We start from the raw sequence: 15,104 nt of genomic DNA, 5'->3' as shown, positions 1-15,104 counted from the left end.
ATTGGAGATCGCCATGTCGATGGACGCCGCAGAGCTGAATAAACTAAATCCCTATATTCAGGGCGCTCATGGCCCGGTCCGTCAAGAGACTGAGGCGTTAGACCTAACCGTCACAGGTGAAATCCCGCGAGATTTTGGCGGCGCTTACTACCGTAATGGTCCCAACCCCGTGAATGACCCCAAAACCCTGCATCACTGGTTTGACGGCGACGGGATGGTCCACGCGATCCATTTTGAGGATGGGAAAGCGCGTTACCGCAACCGCTATATCCGCAGCGATGATTTCGAGGCGGAAGTGAAAGGCACGCTGGATAAGCCCGGTATTTTCTCACCGGCATCGCGCACCCATTCGCCGACGGTTTATAAAGATACGGCCAACACAGACATCGTCATGCATAATGGCGAGTTGATGGCGCTGTGGTATGTGTCGGGACAGCCCGTGCGGCTCGATGCCAATACGCTGGAGACGATCCGCAACGAAGACTTTGGCGGCAAGCTCCCAAAGAATGTGTCTGCCCATTCCAAAGTCGATCTGGTGACCGGAAACTTCCACTTTTTTGACTATGACCTGTATGAGCCTTTCTACAGTTACGGCGTCGTCGACCGCGACAATCAGCTCTCGCATTTCACTCAGATCGAGCTGCCGGGCCCGCGCTTGCCGCATGACATGGCGATCACGGAAAACTACGCGATCTTTATGGATTTGCCTGTCGTCTTCACGGACCAGGGCCTGAAGAACAAAATCTGGTCAATTCATCATGATGAAAAACTGCCGACACGCTTTGGCGTCTTGCCTCATAATGGCAATGGGCAGGACATTCGCTGGTTCGAATTTCCCGGGTGCTACATCTATCACGTCGTCAATGCGTGGGAAGACGGCGACGAAATCCACCTTTATTGCTGTAAAATGGTTGAAAATGGCCGGGATATGCCGCGCCAGTTTGGCGCTTATGCACCGATGGTCAATGTGCTGGCCCTTCGCGCCCATCTGACCAAATGGACGATGAACCTGAAAACAGGCGCGACCAAAGAAGAACAAATCGACGACACGATCGGGGAATTCCCGGTCATCAATCTGGGTCATACGGGGCGTAAGAACCGGTATTCCTATCACGTCTCTATTCCCGACACGGATGTGCAGGTTTTTGACGGAATTTTGAAATATGATCTCGAATACGGGACGCACACGCGGCACGACTTTGGGCAGAATTTCTATGGCTCAGAGCCTGCATTTGCACCGCGCCATAACGCCAAGTCAGAAGATGATGGCTATCTCATCACCTTTGTCACCAATGGTTTGAGCGGCGATAGTCGCGCGCTGATTATTGATGCACAAAACATGACCGCGCCCCCCTTGGCCGAGGTTCATATTCCGCAGCGCGTTCCGCTCGGTTTTCACGGCACTTGGGCGAACGCATCGGAGTTTCTCGCGGCTTAGCCGTCGGGGTTCCAAATATCCTATAAGCCAATGCCGCACGGTTGAGGCCGAATTGATTGGGAGCTGGAATTCATCGCGTGTCGTGTTCGTCCAGCGCTGGACGCAGGCGGGTCGGCAAGGCATAGACTGGACATGACAACCGCCTCCTCAAACCGCTATTTCAACCGCGAGCTCTCTTGGTTGCAGTTTAATACGCGAGTGTTGGAAGAGGCGCGCAATAAATGCGTGCCCTTACTGGAACGGCTGCGCTTTCTCTCGATTTCTGCTTCCAATCTCGATGAGTTCTACATGGTCCGCGTCGCGGGTCTCAGCACACAGATGCTGGCCGGGATGAAAACGCCCAGCTTTGATGGTCTGACCCCAGAGCGGCAGCTCGATAAAATCGGTAAACAGGTTGAGCGATTGATCGACGGGCAAGAGCGCTGCTGGCGTTCGATCCAGACAGAGCTGGCGAATAAGAAAATCTCCGTGTCTTGCATTGAGGACTTGGATAAGACGGCGCAGGCTGAGTTGCGCGAGCGATTCGACACGCAAATATTGCCGTTACTGTCTCCGTTGGCGGTTGATCCGGCCCACCCGTTTCCGTTTTTATCCAATCTTTCGCTTGGAGTCGCGACCTCGCTGACCCGGCTTAATCCGTCCGGGGATAGTGCTTTTGCGTTGGTCCCTGTGCCGTCACACCTTCCACGCTTTTTACAACTCTCAGCCGGATCAAAACGGCGGGATTATGTGCGGATGGAAGATGTTATCACACATTTCTTGCCGGACCTGTTTCCTGACTTTGAGATTAATACGACGGGCCTGTTTCGGATCACACGCGATAGCGATATTGCGATTGATGAAGAGGCCGAAGACCTTGTTCAGCATTTTGAATTTCTGCTCAAGGAACGCCGCCGGGGCCGGGTCATACGCCTTGAGTTAAACGAAAATATTGATTCCGATCTGCGCCGGTTTTTGATTGAGAGTTTTGAGTGTTGGGACGAAGATATTCAGGAAACGGACTTCCTCGGCATGGTCGACCTTAAAGGCTTGATCGATAGCGGCCGGCATGACCTGTTATTTCCGCCTTTCACGGCGCGTTTTCCGGAACGGATTCGCGACTATGATGGCAATCATTTCGCTGCCATCGCGGCCAAGGATATTCTCGTTCATCACCCGTATGAGGAATTTGATGTTGTCATCCAATTCCTGCGCCAAGCGGCGCGCGACCCGGACGTGGTGGTCATTAAGCAGACCCTTTACCGCACATCCGATGATAGCCCGATTGTCCGCGCCCTGATTGACGCGGCGGAAAGCGGCAAGGCCGTGACGGCGCTGGTTGAAATACAAGCGCGCTTTGATGAAGCGTCGAACTTGCGGTTTGCGCGCGATTTGGAACGGGCTGGCGTGCAGGTTGTTTATGGTCTTCTGGGCTTTAAAACGCATGCTAAAGTCTCGCTCGTGATCCGCCGCGAAGGCGAACGCTTGCAGACTTATACGCATCTCGGCACAGGCAATTACCACGCGCTCAATGCCAAAATTTATACGGATCTCGCCCTTTTTACGGCGGACCCGGTGATTGGGTCGGATGTGGGCAAGCTGTTCAATTATGTCACCAGCTCGTCACGGCCGCGCGATTTGCAAAAACTGACGCTGGCGCCGCATGGCCTTCGGAACGCTCTTTACGCCTATATCGACACGGAAATCGCTAATGCGAGATCCGGGCTACCGTCGGGCATTTGGGTCAAGCTCAATGCGTTGGTGGATCAAGGTGTCATCGACAAGCTTTATGAAGCCAGCCAAGCGGGCGTGCCGATTGACCTCGTTGTGCGGGGCATTTGTTGTTTGCGTCCGGGGGTTCCGGGACTGTCAGAAACGATCCGGGTCAAATCGATTGTCGGGCGTTACCTCGAGCATTCGCGGGTTGTTGCCTTTGCCAATGGCCATGAATTACCGTCGCATAATGCCAAATTATTTATGAGTTCGGCGGACTGGATGCCGCGCAACTTGGACCGTCGGATTGAAACGCTGGTCCCGATTGAAAGTCCAACCGTCCATGATCAAGTCTTGGATCAAATTATGGTCGCTAATCTGATGGACACGCAAAATAGCTGGGATTTGCAACCGTCTGGAAAATATGTCCGGCGCAAACTCGAAGACGACGAAAAAGGCTTCTCCGCGCACCAGTATTTCATGGATAACCCCTCCCTTTCGGGTCGTGGCCATGCGCTTAAGACCTCCCGTCCGGCGGAACTTCCTGAACAACCGCGGATCAAACCGCGGCTTGTATCCTAAGGCGCGCGCGTTCTGTCTGATCCATTTAATGTCCCCGTCACAGGCCCGCAGCAAGCGGGTGTGCTCGACATTGGGTCCAACTCAATCCGCTTTGTTGTCTATGATATTTACGGGTCGCACTTCACGCCCGTTTATAATGAAAAAGTATTGGCGGGTCTGGGGCGTGATTTAAAAACGACGGGGCGTTTATCCGAAGACGGAAAGAAACTCGCTTTAGTCAGTTTGGCGCGGTTCAAGGCCATTGCGGATGCCCGCGGGCTAACCCAGCTTCTGATCGGGGCGACAGCGGCAATGCGCGAAGCGGACGACGCCGCAGAGTTCATCACAGAAATTTACGACGCCACGGGACTGCAAGTCACCCCTATATCCGGCAAAGAAGAGGCGCGCCTCTCCGCACTGGGCTTGCTGGCGGGTGATCCGGGTGCACGCGGACTGGCGGCTGATTTGGGTGGGGCGTCGTTAGAGCTGATCCGAATTGATGACCAAAGGCCGGGCGAGCGTATATCCCTGCCACTCGGACCGTTTGATGTGGTTGGCGGGAATTTGCACGATGCCGATTATCACGCGTTAATTCCGCAAATTGACGCGACCTTGGCCTCTCTGCCCGCAGCCTTGTCAGACACGAAAACGCTCTATCTGATCGGTGGCGCGTGGCGAAACTTGGCCTCTATTCACATGACGCGCTCATTCTATCCGCTCAAGACCATGCAGAATTATGCGTTGGACCCACTCGACGGCGCCTTATTGACGCGCTGGGCCTATAATGAAGGGCGATCCGCTTTGTTTGATTGGCCGGGGATGCGGTCGCGCCGGGCTGAGACGCTGCCATATTCGGGATTATTGCTGGAGCGGTTGATCCGTGTAGTCAAACCGCGCCGGATCGAAATTTCCCTGACTGGATTGCGAGAAGGGCTCGTGTTTGATCATCTACCCAAAGCGATACAGGGACGGGACGCGCTGCTGGATGGGTGTCGGGATTTTGCCTCGGGATCATTACAGTCTGAGCTATTTGGCCCTCCGCTGATGACCTTTATCGAAGCGATCGCGGATGCGTTGCCGAATGCTTTTGGTCCTGAGAAAGATCACCGATTGCGGCAGGCGGCCTGCTTGCTTGCGGGGTTGGGTAAGAACTTACACCCGGATTATCGGGCCGAACTCATTTTTGAAAACGTACTCTATGCGCCAATTTCCGGCCTGTCGCACCCGCAGCGCGTGTGGCTGGCCCTGACCTTGTTTCGGTCTGTATCGCGCAATCGCAAACCACCGAACCGTGAGGCCGTCGACCAGCTGTTGACCGCTGATCAAATATCAGTCGCGGAATCATTGGGGTCCGCCATTCGTCTGGCGATTGTCGCAACCGGGCGAACGCCTGATCTGGTGGATGCTCTGACTTTGTCGCATGACGCAACCCATGTGCATCTGCGCAGCGATGTGCCTGAGCTGATGACCGAACAGGTTGAGTTCCGACTGCGAAAATTGAGCGAGCGATTGGGTTTGCGCTACTCTCTGGGCTCTGAAGCTGTCTCTGGATCTGACGCAGACCGGGGCTGATCCGCTTCTGGTAAGCTGGAGGCAGGGGACATGGTTGACGCAGGTCCGATTGTTGACGCACTGCCAATCCCTGACCCGCGCATCAGCTCTGGACGGCTTGATCTATCCTGAACCGGGTCGAAAACACCGCCCGTTACGGTCTCAAGATCGGTAGCGGTCGCATCCAGATCGGGCGTGACAATCGTGGGTTTGGGGGCGGGTTTTGGCGATACGCGCCATAAACGTCCGCCCGCTTGATCCGCGACAAACAGCCCGCGCTCATCCGACACCATCGCCCCGGGACGCGCGTCGCCGCCAAAGCCAGTGAGAATGGGCACGCCTTTATCCTTAAGCCCGGTAAAGGTCGCGATGGTGGCGTAAACCCCGTCGGGCAGGGCGATTCGCGCCTGTCCGGTCGCGGCGTCGATCCAGACCGCACGGGCCTCAACTCCGATATCTCGCGCAGAGTCGAGGCTGGACCCAAACAAGACGGCGTCGTCGCGGCGCAGCAAGATCCACGGCGCGGGAAAATCTTTTGTGTCTGAGGCCGTTGCAAAACCGATGATCTGTCCACGCGTCTCTGCGTGTTGCGCCGCGCTGCCGTTGCGTGTGTCGATGGTTAAAAGCCGCGCTGAGCCGTCTGTTCGGCTCAATCCTAGCAGGAGAGAATTCGGAGACGTCACGATGATAGGGTGGGCGATCCCCGTCGATCCGGAATTGACGAAAGGAGCGATGAGGGCGGGTGTGCCGCCCCCGGGCTGCATGCGCCATAAGCCGCCCCGATCCGCGACAAACAGAATGTCGCCCAGCACCGCTAATCCGGTCGGACGATCAAAACGGTGCGGCAGGGGTTGGGTGATGTCGGCGACCCCGTCCATCCCGCGGTCTTGGATCCTAAAAATCCGTCCGCTCTCTTGATCCGCCGAATAAAGCGTGCCGTCCGCATGCCGCGCAACGGCGGACACATGGCCAAGGCGCCTAGCAAAAACGGTCGCCTCAAAATCATCCGAGGCCACAACGCGGTCGCCGCCTCCGCCCGTGCGAAGTCGGGCGTCTTGTGACAGGGCCGGACTTGCCGTGACGGCGAGTAGACAGAGCGATATGAATATAGATCGAATCATAGTGTCAAAGATCCTCTAACCGCGACCTATCGCCCACCCAAGGTGAATAGGGGCTGAGCGGATGATGGATAAAACAGAGCGGCGACACGACTGTCATAGAGCTGTGCCTTGCTTGCGACGCGCTTTTGCGCAAAGTCAGTCATGCGAATCGACATGGAGTGCACCGCCTTCAGTTATACTGACGCACATGACAGTCTTAATTATCGGCCCACCGCAAAGGGAGGCCGCCCATGAGCGCGTCACCAAATCTGTCCATCCCGATAAGAAATCCCCTCGCTGGGGCGGTCCCTGTGTCCTCCGGCAACTATCCGTGTTTGATCCTCAACGCCGATTATCAGCCGCTCTCTTATTTTCCGCTGTCGCTCTGGTCATGGCAAGATGCGATCAAGGCCGTGTTCCTCGACCGGGTCAATGTCATCGATCATTATGAGCAATGTGTGCGCAGCCCGACTTTCGAAATGCAAATGCCATCCGTCGTCGCGCTCAAAGATTACGTGCCGCAAAATCGCTCGCCCGCCTTTACCCGGTTCAACCTATTCCTGCGTGATGGGTTTGAATGTGTCTATTGCAGCAGTTCGGAAGAGCTGACCTTTGATCATGTCCTGCCGCGACGGTTGGGCGGTAAGACGAGCTGGACTAACATTGTTGCGGCCTGCTCGTCTTGCAATCTGAAAAAGGGAGGGCGTCACCCCAAAGAAGCGCGGATGCATCCGCAGATTAAACCGCGCCGCCCGACCATGCATCAGCTGCAAACGCAGGGCCGCCGTTTCCCGCCCAATCATTTGCATGATAGCTGGCTTGACTATCTCTACTGGGACGTCGAACTGAAGGCATGAAAATCCATCCCTATGCAATCATCCTCGGTGTTGCCATTGGCATCATGAGCCTCGTCGCCCTGCGCCACCCCATCTTCGCGCTCATGGCCGGACTGATCGCCGTTCTTGGCATCGACATGGTTATCCGTGTGTCCAAAGATTGGCCGAAAAAGCCGAAGTAGATTAGTGATTTACGGGCAGAAAATACTGTGACGAATTTGTCTAACGAGTATGAAAAAAATCCTCCCTATATGGATGGGATGAGAAAACCCGCGTTCGATTTTGGACGCACTCTGTCGCTTACATTTTCTGGCTTGTTCCGGAGCATTGTTCCGGTCCTTATCTGTGCTTTGCTGATTTCCGCTATTGGCGCAGTGGTTCTCATGGCAAGCTATGCAGTCACAGAATTAGCGCTCAACGAATCTTCGTCCGCATACATCGAGCCGATAGTTGGCTTTGTTACCAGTGCGTACCTCATATTTCTCGGATGCGTGTTTTACGGGTTTTGTATGGATGTATCCTATCGAAACGTGCTGGGCTATCCGGTTGGTTTGAGGGACTCATTGCGCCGGAGCTTGCCGCATGCGCTCCCGCTCATGGTGATTGGAATCCTATTCTGGATTGGCTTTATCATCGGATATATAGCGCTTATTATTCCCGCACTTATCTTGTCAGCAGGCTGGGCGCTGCCTGGTCCGGCTTATATATTCGGGGGCGCTTCACTTTTGGGTTCGTTCGGTGAGTCCTGGCGTTTGACGAGTGGCTACAAATGGATGGTATGGCTGATAAATTTTGTGATCGGTTTGATTGCTCAGTTGGCTTTGGTCATTGCGTTTTTATTGACCGCAGCTGTGCTAGCTCTCTTTCATGAGGCCGGACTGACGACAGACCCGGATGCTGCCCTGAGTTGGATTCAAACAGCATTCGGGTTTTTGTCATTGCTATTTGGTATCTATCTCGGCGCCGGATTATATGCGTCAATGAAAGCGGCCATCTATACCGAATGTGTCGATTTACAGGCTGTTTGGCGCAAAAATATGACCGATGAATAGACCGTGTGACAGTCAAACATCCCGTCGAAATCTAAGCGGTTAAACTTTTCTTTCCGCCCCAGCCTCATGTTTAATCCGCGCCACCATACTGCGCAGCCCGTTGGCGCGTTGGCTGGAGAGATGCTCCGACAGGCCGAGCGCATCAAATAGCGCGTCTGTATCAAAATCACGGATGAGCGCGTCAGGCTTGTGCGAAAACACCTGCACGGCGATGGCGACGAGACCGCTGACGATATGGGCGTCAGATCCGCCGCGAAAGATAAGGTGACCGTCCGCGTCGCGGTCGCTCACCAGCCAGACCTGCGAGGCGCAGCCCCGGACCTTATTGGCGTCAATTTGGTCTTTTTCGGGCAACGGGTCCATCGCCTTGCCAAGATCAATGACATGCATATAGCGTTCTTCCCAGCCGTCGAGGAAATCAAAATCCTCGATGAGTTCGGCAACATCGTCAGGCCATGCATGTGTATCGGTCATTATGGGGCAGATAGGACGGCTGGCTGTAACCTGCAACTCGGGTCTGAATTGAGTGCAGAGAGTCGCGAAGCCAAAATCGGTCAACGACATGTAAGTCAGGTGAAAACCCGCAAAAAATTCGCCTCAGACGCGAATAGGGTCGTTCGCACTGCGATATTCACGCTACTATAGTTAATGCCTGTTAGTGGAACACTATGAGCCAAGTTGCCAATATGTCGCCGAAGCCACGCCTGATGGGGCCGATGCTGATTTGGCTCGTCGTAATTATGGCGGGCGCCGCGGTCGCAATTTTTGCGACGGGCGCGGTTGAACCGTTCGGGAAAGTCGCGGTTAGCCTCGCTATTCCGGCGTTGATTTCACTTTTGCTCTTACCCGTGCTGAACCAGACATGGTCGCAGGTTCTGTTGCTCGCTTTATGGACTGGATTTGCGGTGACGGCGACATTGCTCGGCGGACTGTCGCAATTGGCGATCACCTTCCTCTGTATTCCCGCTATCGCGATGTTATTCACCCGCGAACGTGTGATCGAAGCCTTAGTGTTGGCGGCGCTCGCGCTGATCGCGACATTGCTCTCAATGAGCTTAATTGGTTTGGGCGCGTCGCCCTTGTCCGAATCAGGCACAGACTTTCTCATTATGCTGGGAACCGCAGGAACCTTATCGCTCATCATTGCGACGATGATTGCTGTGGCGCAGTCTGGCGGGAGCGGGGCGGTCGGGTCTTCAGCCGCGAGCTTAGGTCTCTGGGGCGACGCTGTCGTGGGCGGTGTATTTCGATTTGGCTCTGACGATCGTCTGGTCGATGCGAACAGCGAAGGTCGCGAACAATTCGGTCTTGATCAATTGAGCGAGGATATTTTGCTCGGGGATATCGCGGGTGGCGGCGAGGCGAGTGTTCGGATCCGGGACGCAGCCGATATGGCGCGGCGCAATAATATGTCGAGCGTGACGCGTGTTACCTTGCCGAATAGCGCGGGAACGAAAACCAGTTATGACGTCAACATCACGCCCAATGGTCGGGGTGAATTACTCGTCCATGCGCTCGACCGCACGGATGATGCCGAACAACTTGAGGCGCTGCGCCAATCGCAAACTGTCGCGGAACGTGAAGCGCGTGAAAAAACACTATTCTTTGCCGGCGTCAGTCACGAACTCCGGACACCGCTGAATGCGATCATCGGGTTTTCTGACATGATGCGGTCCCGACTTTTCGGGCCGTTACCGGGAAAATACGCAGAATATGCGGACCTGATCCACGATAGTGGACAATATATGCTCGACCTGATCGGCGATGTGCTCGACCTGTCCAAAGTCGAAGCGGGTAAATATACGCTGCTGCCCGACACATTTGATGTGGCCGACGTGGTGCGCAGCTCGGTCAAGATGATCCGTCCATCCGCTGACTCGGCCGAGGTGACGATTGAAATCATCGTGCCGGAGGACGACGCTTTGTTGATCACGGCTGACCGTAAGGCCACACGTCAAATCCTGCTCAATCTGCTCTCAAATGCGGTTAAGTTCTCGCCTAAGGGCGGTATGGTTCGCGTCTCGGCTGAGGACGTGGACGGCGTCGTCTGCCTGTCAGTAGTTGATGAAGGCCCCGGCATGAGTGCGGACGACATCTCCCGCATCGGGGAACCCTTTGCGCAAGGACATTCTGCGCAGTCTATTGATGCCCGCGGTTCGGGTTTGGGACTATCACTCGTCAAAACTTTGGCCGAGCTTCATAACGGGCGTCTCGACATTCGGAGTGATCGGGGCGACGGGACGGTTGCGCGGGTCTATTTACCGTCGATCAATCCGCAAGCTTAGTCAGCGCTTAGCGACGCTGCGGCCGATCCTCGCGCTTCGATTTAACGCCGCCGCCGGATCGCGGTGTCAGGCTCCGGACTCCACCGTACAGGCTCTTTATAGGATCGACCCTGATTGGGTTTTGATCCACGCGGTCGGGTCCGTGTCGGGGTATTTTTGCGCGGCCCGCTCGGCGGGGAGGCAAAGGCCAAACCGACTAAGATCATCAGAAAAAAGATTGTGACGCCAAGGGCCACAGGAATGACTTGGGCTTGGCCGAGTCGCGCCGACTTCATATCTTGCGTCGGAATGTCGAGATGTTTCCAGAAAGCGGTGCGTAAATCAGCCGTTTTCGCATCGACCGCGTCCAGTTGTCCTTGTAGCCCGCGCGCTGCGTGCTTGACGTCGGTCGCCCTTTGGCTGTTCAGGGCAGATTGGGTCTTTTCAATCGAACCCGCAACAACGGTTTGAACCACGCCTTCGACGGCTCCCTCAATACGGGTCATTTCAAAGGTTTCGGTTTTGGATCGCACGGTGTCAGAAAACGACGTCCAATTTGTATCAATCCAGCCGCCTAGACCATCCACATTGGGGCGCGGCCATTCGATCTCGCTCATCTGTGCGGCCATGCCTTTGGCGCGTTCTGTCAGGGACATGGATTTCGGCGCTTCAATGGGCAAGCCGAGCACAGGCATGGGGATCGCGGCTTGTGCCATGATGACGGCGCTATCGTTCCAGCGTGTGACCGCGCCTTTCAGGCCGTTCCAATGCATATCTGTTAAAAGAGGACGCATGGCAGTGGCAAAGGAACTGTCTGCCGTATTGGAAATAATCCCGATCAAATATCCGGCGTCATCCGGATAAATCGCCGCGACGCCGCCGGCTTGGACGAGGCCCGTGGTGCGAATATTTGCAGAGGCTTGGCGGACAACGTCTTCGCCATTCAAGCTGGCAAATTGCTCAATTGTTTCGAATTGTCCGCCGCCTGTACCGTGCCCGCGCCACGCGCTTTGTATGCCGCGCGGGGCCGTGAGGCGAAAGGCGCGCTCGATCTGCGAATAGGGTTCGATAATAAGCGTATGACGGTTTTCAACGTCTGTTTCCCCGCGATTAAACGCGGCCTCGACCCAGCCGCGCCCACTTGCTTGCGCTAATTTAGCGACAACGGTGAGCGATGTAGTGAAATCTTGATCGCGCTCTGGCAAAATCATCACGGTCTGGGCCCCGGCGGCGGTGCTAAAGAGCGAGCCGTTGGCGGCGAAACGGGACAGGTCTGACGGCGGGGTTGGGAACTCAGTTGACAAGCGCAGCTCAGAGCCTTCCGCGATAGCAATGAACGGTACGCTGGCGCCACAGCGCGGGTGATTATTCGCGTCCTGTGTGGTGAGTTCCAGCCGATTGGACGTGCCCAACAGCAGACCTTTTTCGATCGGGTAGTCGACCGTCTTATGTTTCCCCCGCACTTTGGCTTCGCCGAGATCGACGCCGTTTAAGGTCGCCATCAGGCGTGTGCCTTTTTGGGTTTGGCCGTCCCGGTTTAAGCGCAGCAACAGATGGCCTTCGCTGGCGGCCGGGTCCGCCACATCGAACGTATATTCGCGGTGCGTGCCGGTTTGAACTGTCAGGAGATCAAGTGTGGCTTTTTCAACGATCAGGCGACGATCGACATCTAGCGGGCTTTGCGCCAACACTTCTGTCGGGGTGGTTTCGGACCGTCGTGAATTGGGTAAGAAGGCGCTGGCAAAGGCCTTAACAGAAGCCATGACGTCTTCCGGCGTGTCCCCGGTGAGGAACAATCGATTGGGTTCGGTTTTGGACAAGGTGATGCTCGGCCCCGTGCCCGACAGAATGGCGGCGTCGTCCGTGTAATCGACCAATTGATTGCGCGTGACCATGATGAGATCAAAATCAGACTCGCCTGCGCTGAGGCGGAAGTCCGGAATCTGTGCCATGCGCAGCCCAATACCTTGCGCGGCGAGGGCTTGCAGCTTGGTTTGCTCTGCGCCGCCAGCCAGAAGCCCGATGGTTTCGGGGGCAAATGTCAGACTGGCAAAGCGTTTCTCGACTTCGCGGAGCTGCAACTGCCGCGCGCGTGGAAAGGCACTGACCTTCAGTCGCGATTCGGTCAAATTAAGGCGATAGCCGCCCGTCGGCGCGTCGCAGCTCGTCGCATAAGAGAGGCGCAGCACATTGCCCGTTTCGCGAACCCGTGTGCGGTCCAGATCAATAATACTGTCGAACCCTTGGCCATTGGTCGGGATTTCAATGGATTTCCCACCATTAAATTGCAGGATCAGCGGAATAGACGGATCAACGCCCGCGAGAGGGTCGGCAGACAAGGTGACAGACAGGGCGTCGATCGTGTCGGCATGAGACAGATCAAAGCGCAATTCGGCTTGTGGGTTGCGCCAATCCAAGGTCCGCTCGGCGCGATCTCGCGTGGCGTCTTTCAGGCTTGCAGTGTAGGTTCGGGCGACAGGTTTCGGCGCTTCGGGCTCGACCACCATCTCGGCTGGAATAGCGTCAACACTGTCCGACAAGGTCGGATTGATCGGTTCAGCCCAAGCGGTTCCCGCCAATAGTGGCAGGACGGCGACGGAGCTGATAATAAGAGACCGGACGTGTGTGCGGTTCATGATGGGGGACCCTGTCGTTAATACGCTATCAACGAAGCAAGGACCGTGCCACGGACCTCGTATGAGGCGAACTCACTACAGCGCGTTCCCGAAACAGGAGAAGCCGACAGAATGTCACCTCGCGTACAATTGAAAACAGGGATCTGGGTTGATGCCTTAATCCGACGGGCACAGGTCGGCGGCGCATTTGCCTGCGTGATGACACGGGGCGATCGGGATGCGGGTAGTGTGATGGTGGTTGTAAGCGCGCGTGACGCTTTGCATCTCTATACGCCCGAACGCGATATGGAGGGCGATCGGGTGTGGCGCGGGCAGGCGTTAGATGCGGTCACACTGGCCAGCACAGTTGCGGCGCGTCTGGATTTTGATCCCGATCTCACCGTGGTCGAAATCGAAGATCGCGACGGCCGTCATTTTATTGAAGAGCCGGTTCTAAAAGCGCCTGATCTTAAAGTGCCTGACCTGAGTGAACCTGTGTCGGAACACCCTAAGCCGTCGCCGGCACAAGCGGACGCCGTAGCAGCAGCAGAAGCCTTATTCCGAGACCGATAAACGCGACAAATAATCCGACCGCGAGACCCCACCAGACCCCAATGGCCCCCATCGACGTTTGGAATGTGAGGCCGTAACAGAGCGGAAATCCGATCAACCAATAGCTCACACCGGTAATAACCATCGGCCAGTTCACATCCTTCAGGCCGCGCAGCAGCTGATTGCACGTGACTTGGGCGGCGTCGACAACCATGAAACCGGCTGCGACGGGCAAGAAGGTCAGGACAAGGGCGCGCACGGGGGCGTCATTCTCTTTGGAATCAAAGCCAAAATAAAGGTCGGCGATAAAGCCGCCTTGGGTGGCGACGAATAAGGCGATGACCGCAGTAAGGCCCATAGAGACGCCCAGCGTCATATAGGCGGAGCGTTTGCGCGCCTGCGCATCGCCTGCGCCTTCTGCCAGTCCGACGCGCACAGCCCCGCCCATGGCAAAGCCCCACGGCACCATAAAGGCCATCGCGGCAACATTAAGCCCGACATGATAGGCGGCTTGTTCCGCCACGCCGATCCAGCCCATCAAGATAATCGCGACGTTAAATAACAGTCCTTCGAACAGAGTCGTCAGGCTGATCGGCACCGAGAGGCGCACAACTTCGACAAACCGCTCGCGGTCAAATTTCAACACATTTTGAAACACATCAAATTCACGCGCGCGTTCATGGCGCTGGATCATCACCACGAAAATGAGGAAACAGACGGCATAGGAAATGGACGAGGCGATTCCAGCCCCAATGAGGCCCAAGGCCGGAAACCCGAACAGGCCGAAGATCAGCACGGCATTCAACCCGATATTAAGCAGGACCGCGAGCGTGACGGCGATCAAAGGCTGCAGGGTCTCATCAATCGTGGCTAAGAAATTACGCAACACCATGACGGCTAGCGACAAAGGCAAGCCCGGAGCCACAACCCACGCATAATGCGCCGCCATCTTTGCAACATCCGCATCTTGGCCAAGGGCGAGCAGGATCGGCTCGGTAAAGCCGATTAGCATAAACAGCGGGATACAAAGCAACGCCACGGCCCACAGCGCCATGCGAACACTGCGGCGGACATCTTGGTGTGAATTGCGGTCGCGGCCCAGTGCTTGGCTTGCCATCGGCGTCACGGCGTTAACGGGGCCAGCGGCGACCATCCATACAAGGAAGACCAGCAAGCTTCCGAGGGCGGCTGCGGCTACGGCTTCTTTGCCGATCCGTCCGATCATCATCGTGTCCGCGACAAAAACCGAATATTGGATCACCTGCGTCAATGACATCGGCAGACCAAGCGCGAGTAAGGCGCGCAGTTCGCCGCGCTTTGTGCGGGGCATCACCGTCATGGATGGATTAATAAGGGGCTGATCTGACATTTGGCGCGCCCCCTGCGCTACTTTGTCTGTGCTGTAAAGTTCTGCTGTTGCATTGCTGGGGCAGACATATCAGT

The 15,104-nt window shown here is 56.0% G+C and carries 12 protein-coding genes and 1 pseudogene; 8 read left to right on the top strand and 5 right to left on the bottom strand.

The window, feature by feature from the left end; translation table 11 throughout:
* Positions 1-13 precede the first annotated feature (13 nt).
* The 3 genes from IE105_RS13970 (at position 14) to IE105_RS13960 (ending at position 5,263) form a co-directional block, all read left to right on the top strand.
* Positions 14-1,438, top strand: a complete 1,425-nt coding sequence (locus tag IE105_RS13970; protein WP_189499497.1) for a carotenoid oxygenase family protein — start codon at positions 14-16, stop codon at positions 1,436-1,438.
* 132 nt (positions 1,439-1,570) lie between these two features.
* Positions 1,571-3,712: an RNA degradosome polyphosphate kinase gene (locus IE105_RS13965; protein ID WP_189499495.1), complete on the top strand. Its 2,142-nt coding sequence runs from the start codon at positions 1,571-1,573 to the stop codon at positions 3,710-3,712.
* A 60-nt stretch (positions 3,713-3,772) separates the two neighbouring features.
* Positions 3,773-5,263 carry a Ppx/GppA phosphatase family protein gene (locus IE105_RS13960; protein ID WP_189499493.1) on the top strand — a complete coding sequence of 497 codons (1,491 nt, stop codon included), beginning with the start codon at positions 3,773-3,775 and terminating at the stop codon, positions 5,261-5,263.
* On the opposite strand, the gene IE105_RS13955 is transcribed toward IE105_RS13960, so the two are convergent.
* Both IE105_RS13955 and IE105_RS15560 read right to left on the bottom strand, forming a co-directional pair.
* Positions 5,212-6,363, bottom strand: coding sequence for an NHL repeat-containing protein (locus IE105_RS13955; RefSeq protein ID WP_189499491.1), 1,152 nt, complete (start codon positions 6,361-6,363; stop codon positions 5,212-5,214). The genes IE105_RS13960 and IE105_RS13955 overlap by 52 nt on opposite strands.
* 26 nt (positions 6,364-6,389) lie before the next feature.
* A complete protein-coding gene (locus tag IE105_RS15560) occupies positions 6,390-6,518 on the bottom strand; it encodes a hypothetical protein (RefSeq protein ID WP_267904694.1) in 129 nt (42 codons plus the stop codon).
* A 75-nt stretch (positions 6,519-6,593) separates the two neighbouring features.
* On the opposite strand from IE105_RS15560, the gene IE105_RS13950 reads away from it, so the two are divergent.
* The 3 genes from IE105_RS13950 to IE105_RS13940 are packed head-to-tail and all read left to right on the top strand — an operon-like array spanning position 6,594 to position 8,230.
* Positions 6,594-7,199, top strand: a complete 606-nt coding sequence (locus IE105_RS13950) for an HNH endonuclease (RefSeq protein WP_189499489.1) — start codon at positions 6,594-6,596, stop codon at positions 7,197-7,199.
* Positions 7,196-7,360 carry a hypothetical protein gene (locus tag IE105_RS13945; RefSeq protein WP_189499487.1) on the top strand — a complete coding sequence of 55 codons (165 nt, stop codon included), beginning with the start codon at positions 7,196-7,198 and terminating at the stop codon, positions 7,358-7,360. Before IE105_RS13950 ends, IE105_RS13945 begins: the two co-directional genes overlap by 4 nt.
* A 27-nt stretch (positions 7,361-7,387) precedes the next feature.
* Entirely contained in the window at positions 7,388-8,230 is an 843-nt protein-coding gene (locus IE105_RS13940; RefSeq protein WP_189499485.1) for a hypothetical protein, read from the top strand.
* Positions 8,231-8,269: 39 nt separating this feature from the next.
* On the opposite strand, the gene IE105_RS13935 is transcribed toward IE105_RS13940, so the two are convergent.
* Positions 8,270-8,704: a SufE family protein gene (locus tag IE105_RS13935; RefSeq protein ID WP_189499483.1), complete on the bottom strand. Its 435-nt coding sequence runs from the start codon at positions 8,702-8,704 to the stop codon at positions 8,270-8,272.
* A 194-nt stretch (positions 8,705-8,898) separates the two neighbouring features.
* On the opposite strand from IE105_RS13935, the gene IE105_RS13930 reads away from it, so the two are divergent.
* Positions 8,899-10,515, top strand: a complete 1,617-nt coding sequence (locus IE105_RS13930; RefSeq protein ID WP_189499480.1) for a sensor histidine kinase — start codon at positions 8,899-8,901, stop codon at positions 10,513-10,515.
* Positions 10,516-10,556: 41 nt separating this feature from the next.
* Here the strand turns inward: IE105_RS13930 and IE105_RS13925 are convergent, their stop codons facing one another.
* A complete protein-coding gene (locus IE105_RS13925; RefSeq protein ID WP_189499478.1) occupies positions 10,557-13,130 on the bottom strand; it encodes a hypothetical protein in 2,574 nt (857 codons plus the stop codon).
* A 111-nt stretch (positions 13,131-13,241) separates the two neighbouring features.
* On the opposite strand from IE105_RS13925, the pseudogene IE105_RS13920 reads away from it, so the two are divergent.
* A pseudogene (locus tag IE105_RS13920) lies at positions 13,242-13,562 on the top strand (DUF1491 family protein); the annotation flags it as partial.
* A 55-nt stretch (positions 13,563-13,617) separates the two neighbouring features.
* Here the strand turns inward: IE105_RS13920 and IE105_RS13915 are convergent.
* Positions 13,618-15,030, bottom strand: a complete 1,413-nt coding sequence (locus IE105_RS13915; protein WP_189499474.1) for an MATE family efflux transporter — start codon at positions 15,028-15,030, stop codon at positions 13,618-13,620.
* Positions 15,031-15,104: the final 74 nt, after the last annotated feature.

The organism is Algimonas arctica, from assembly GCF_014652695.1.
Classification (GTDB): domain Bacteria; phylum Pseudomonadota; class Alphaproteobacteria; order Caulobacterales; family Maricaulaceae; genus Litorimonas; species Litorimonas arctica.
The sequence above is the reverse complement of the archived record's forward strand: the minus strand, read 5'-3'. Positions and strand labels throughout refer to the sequence as shown.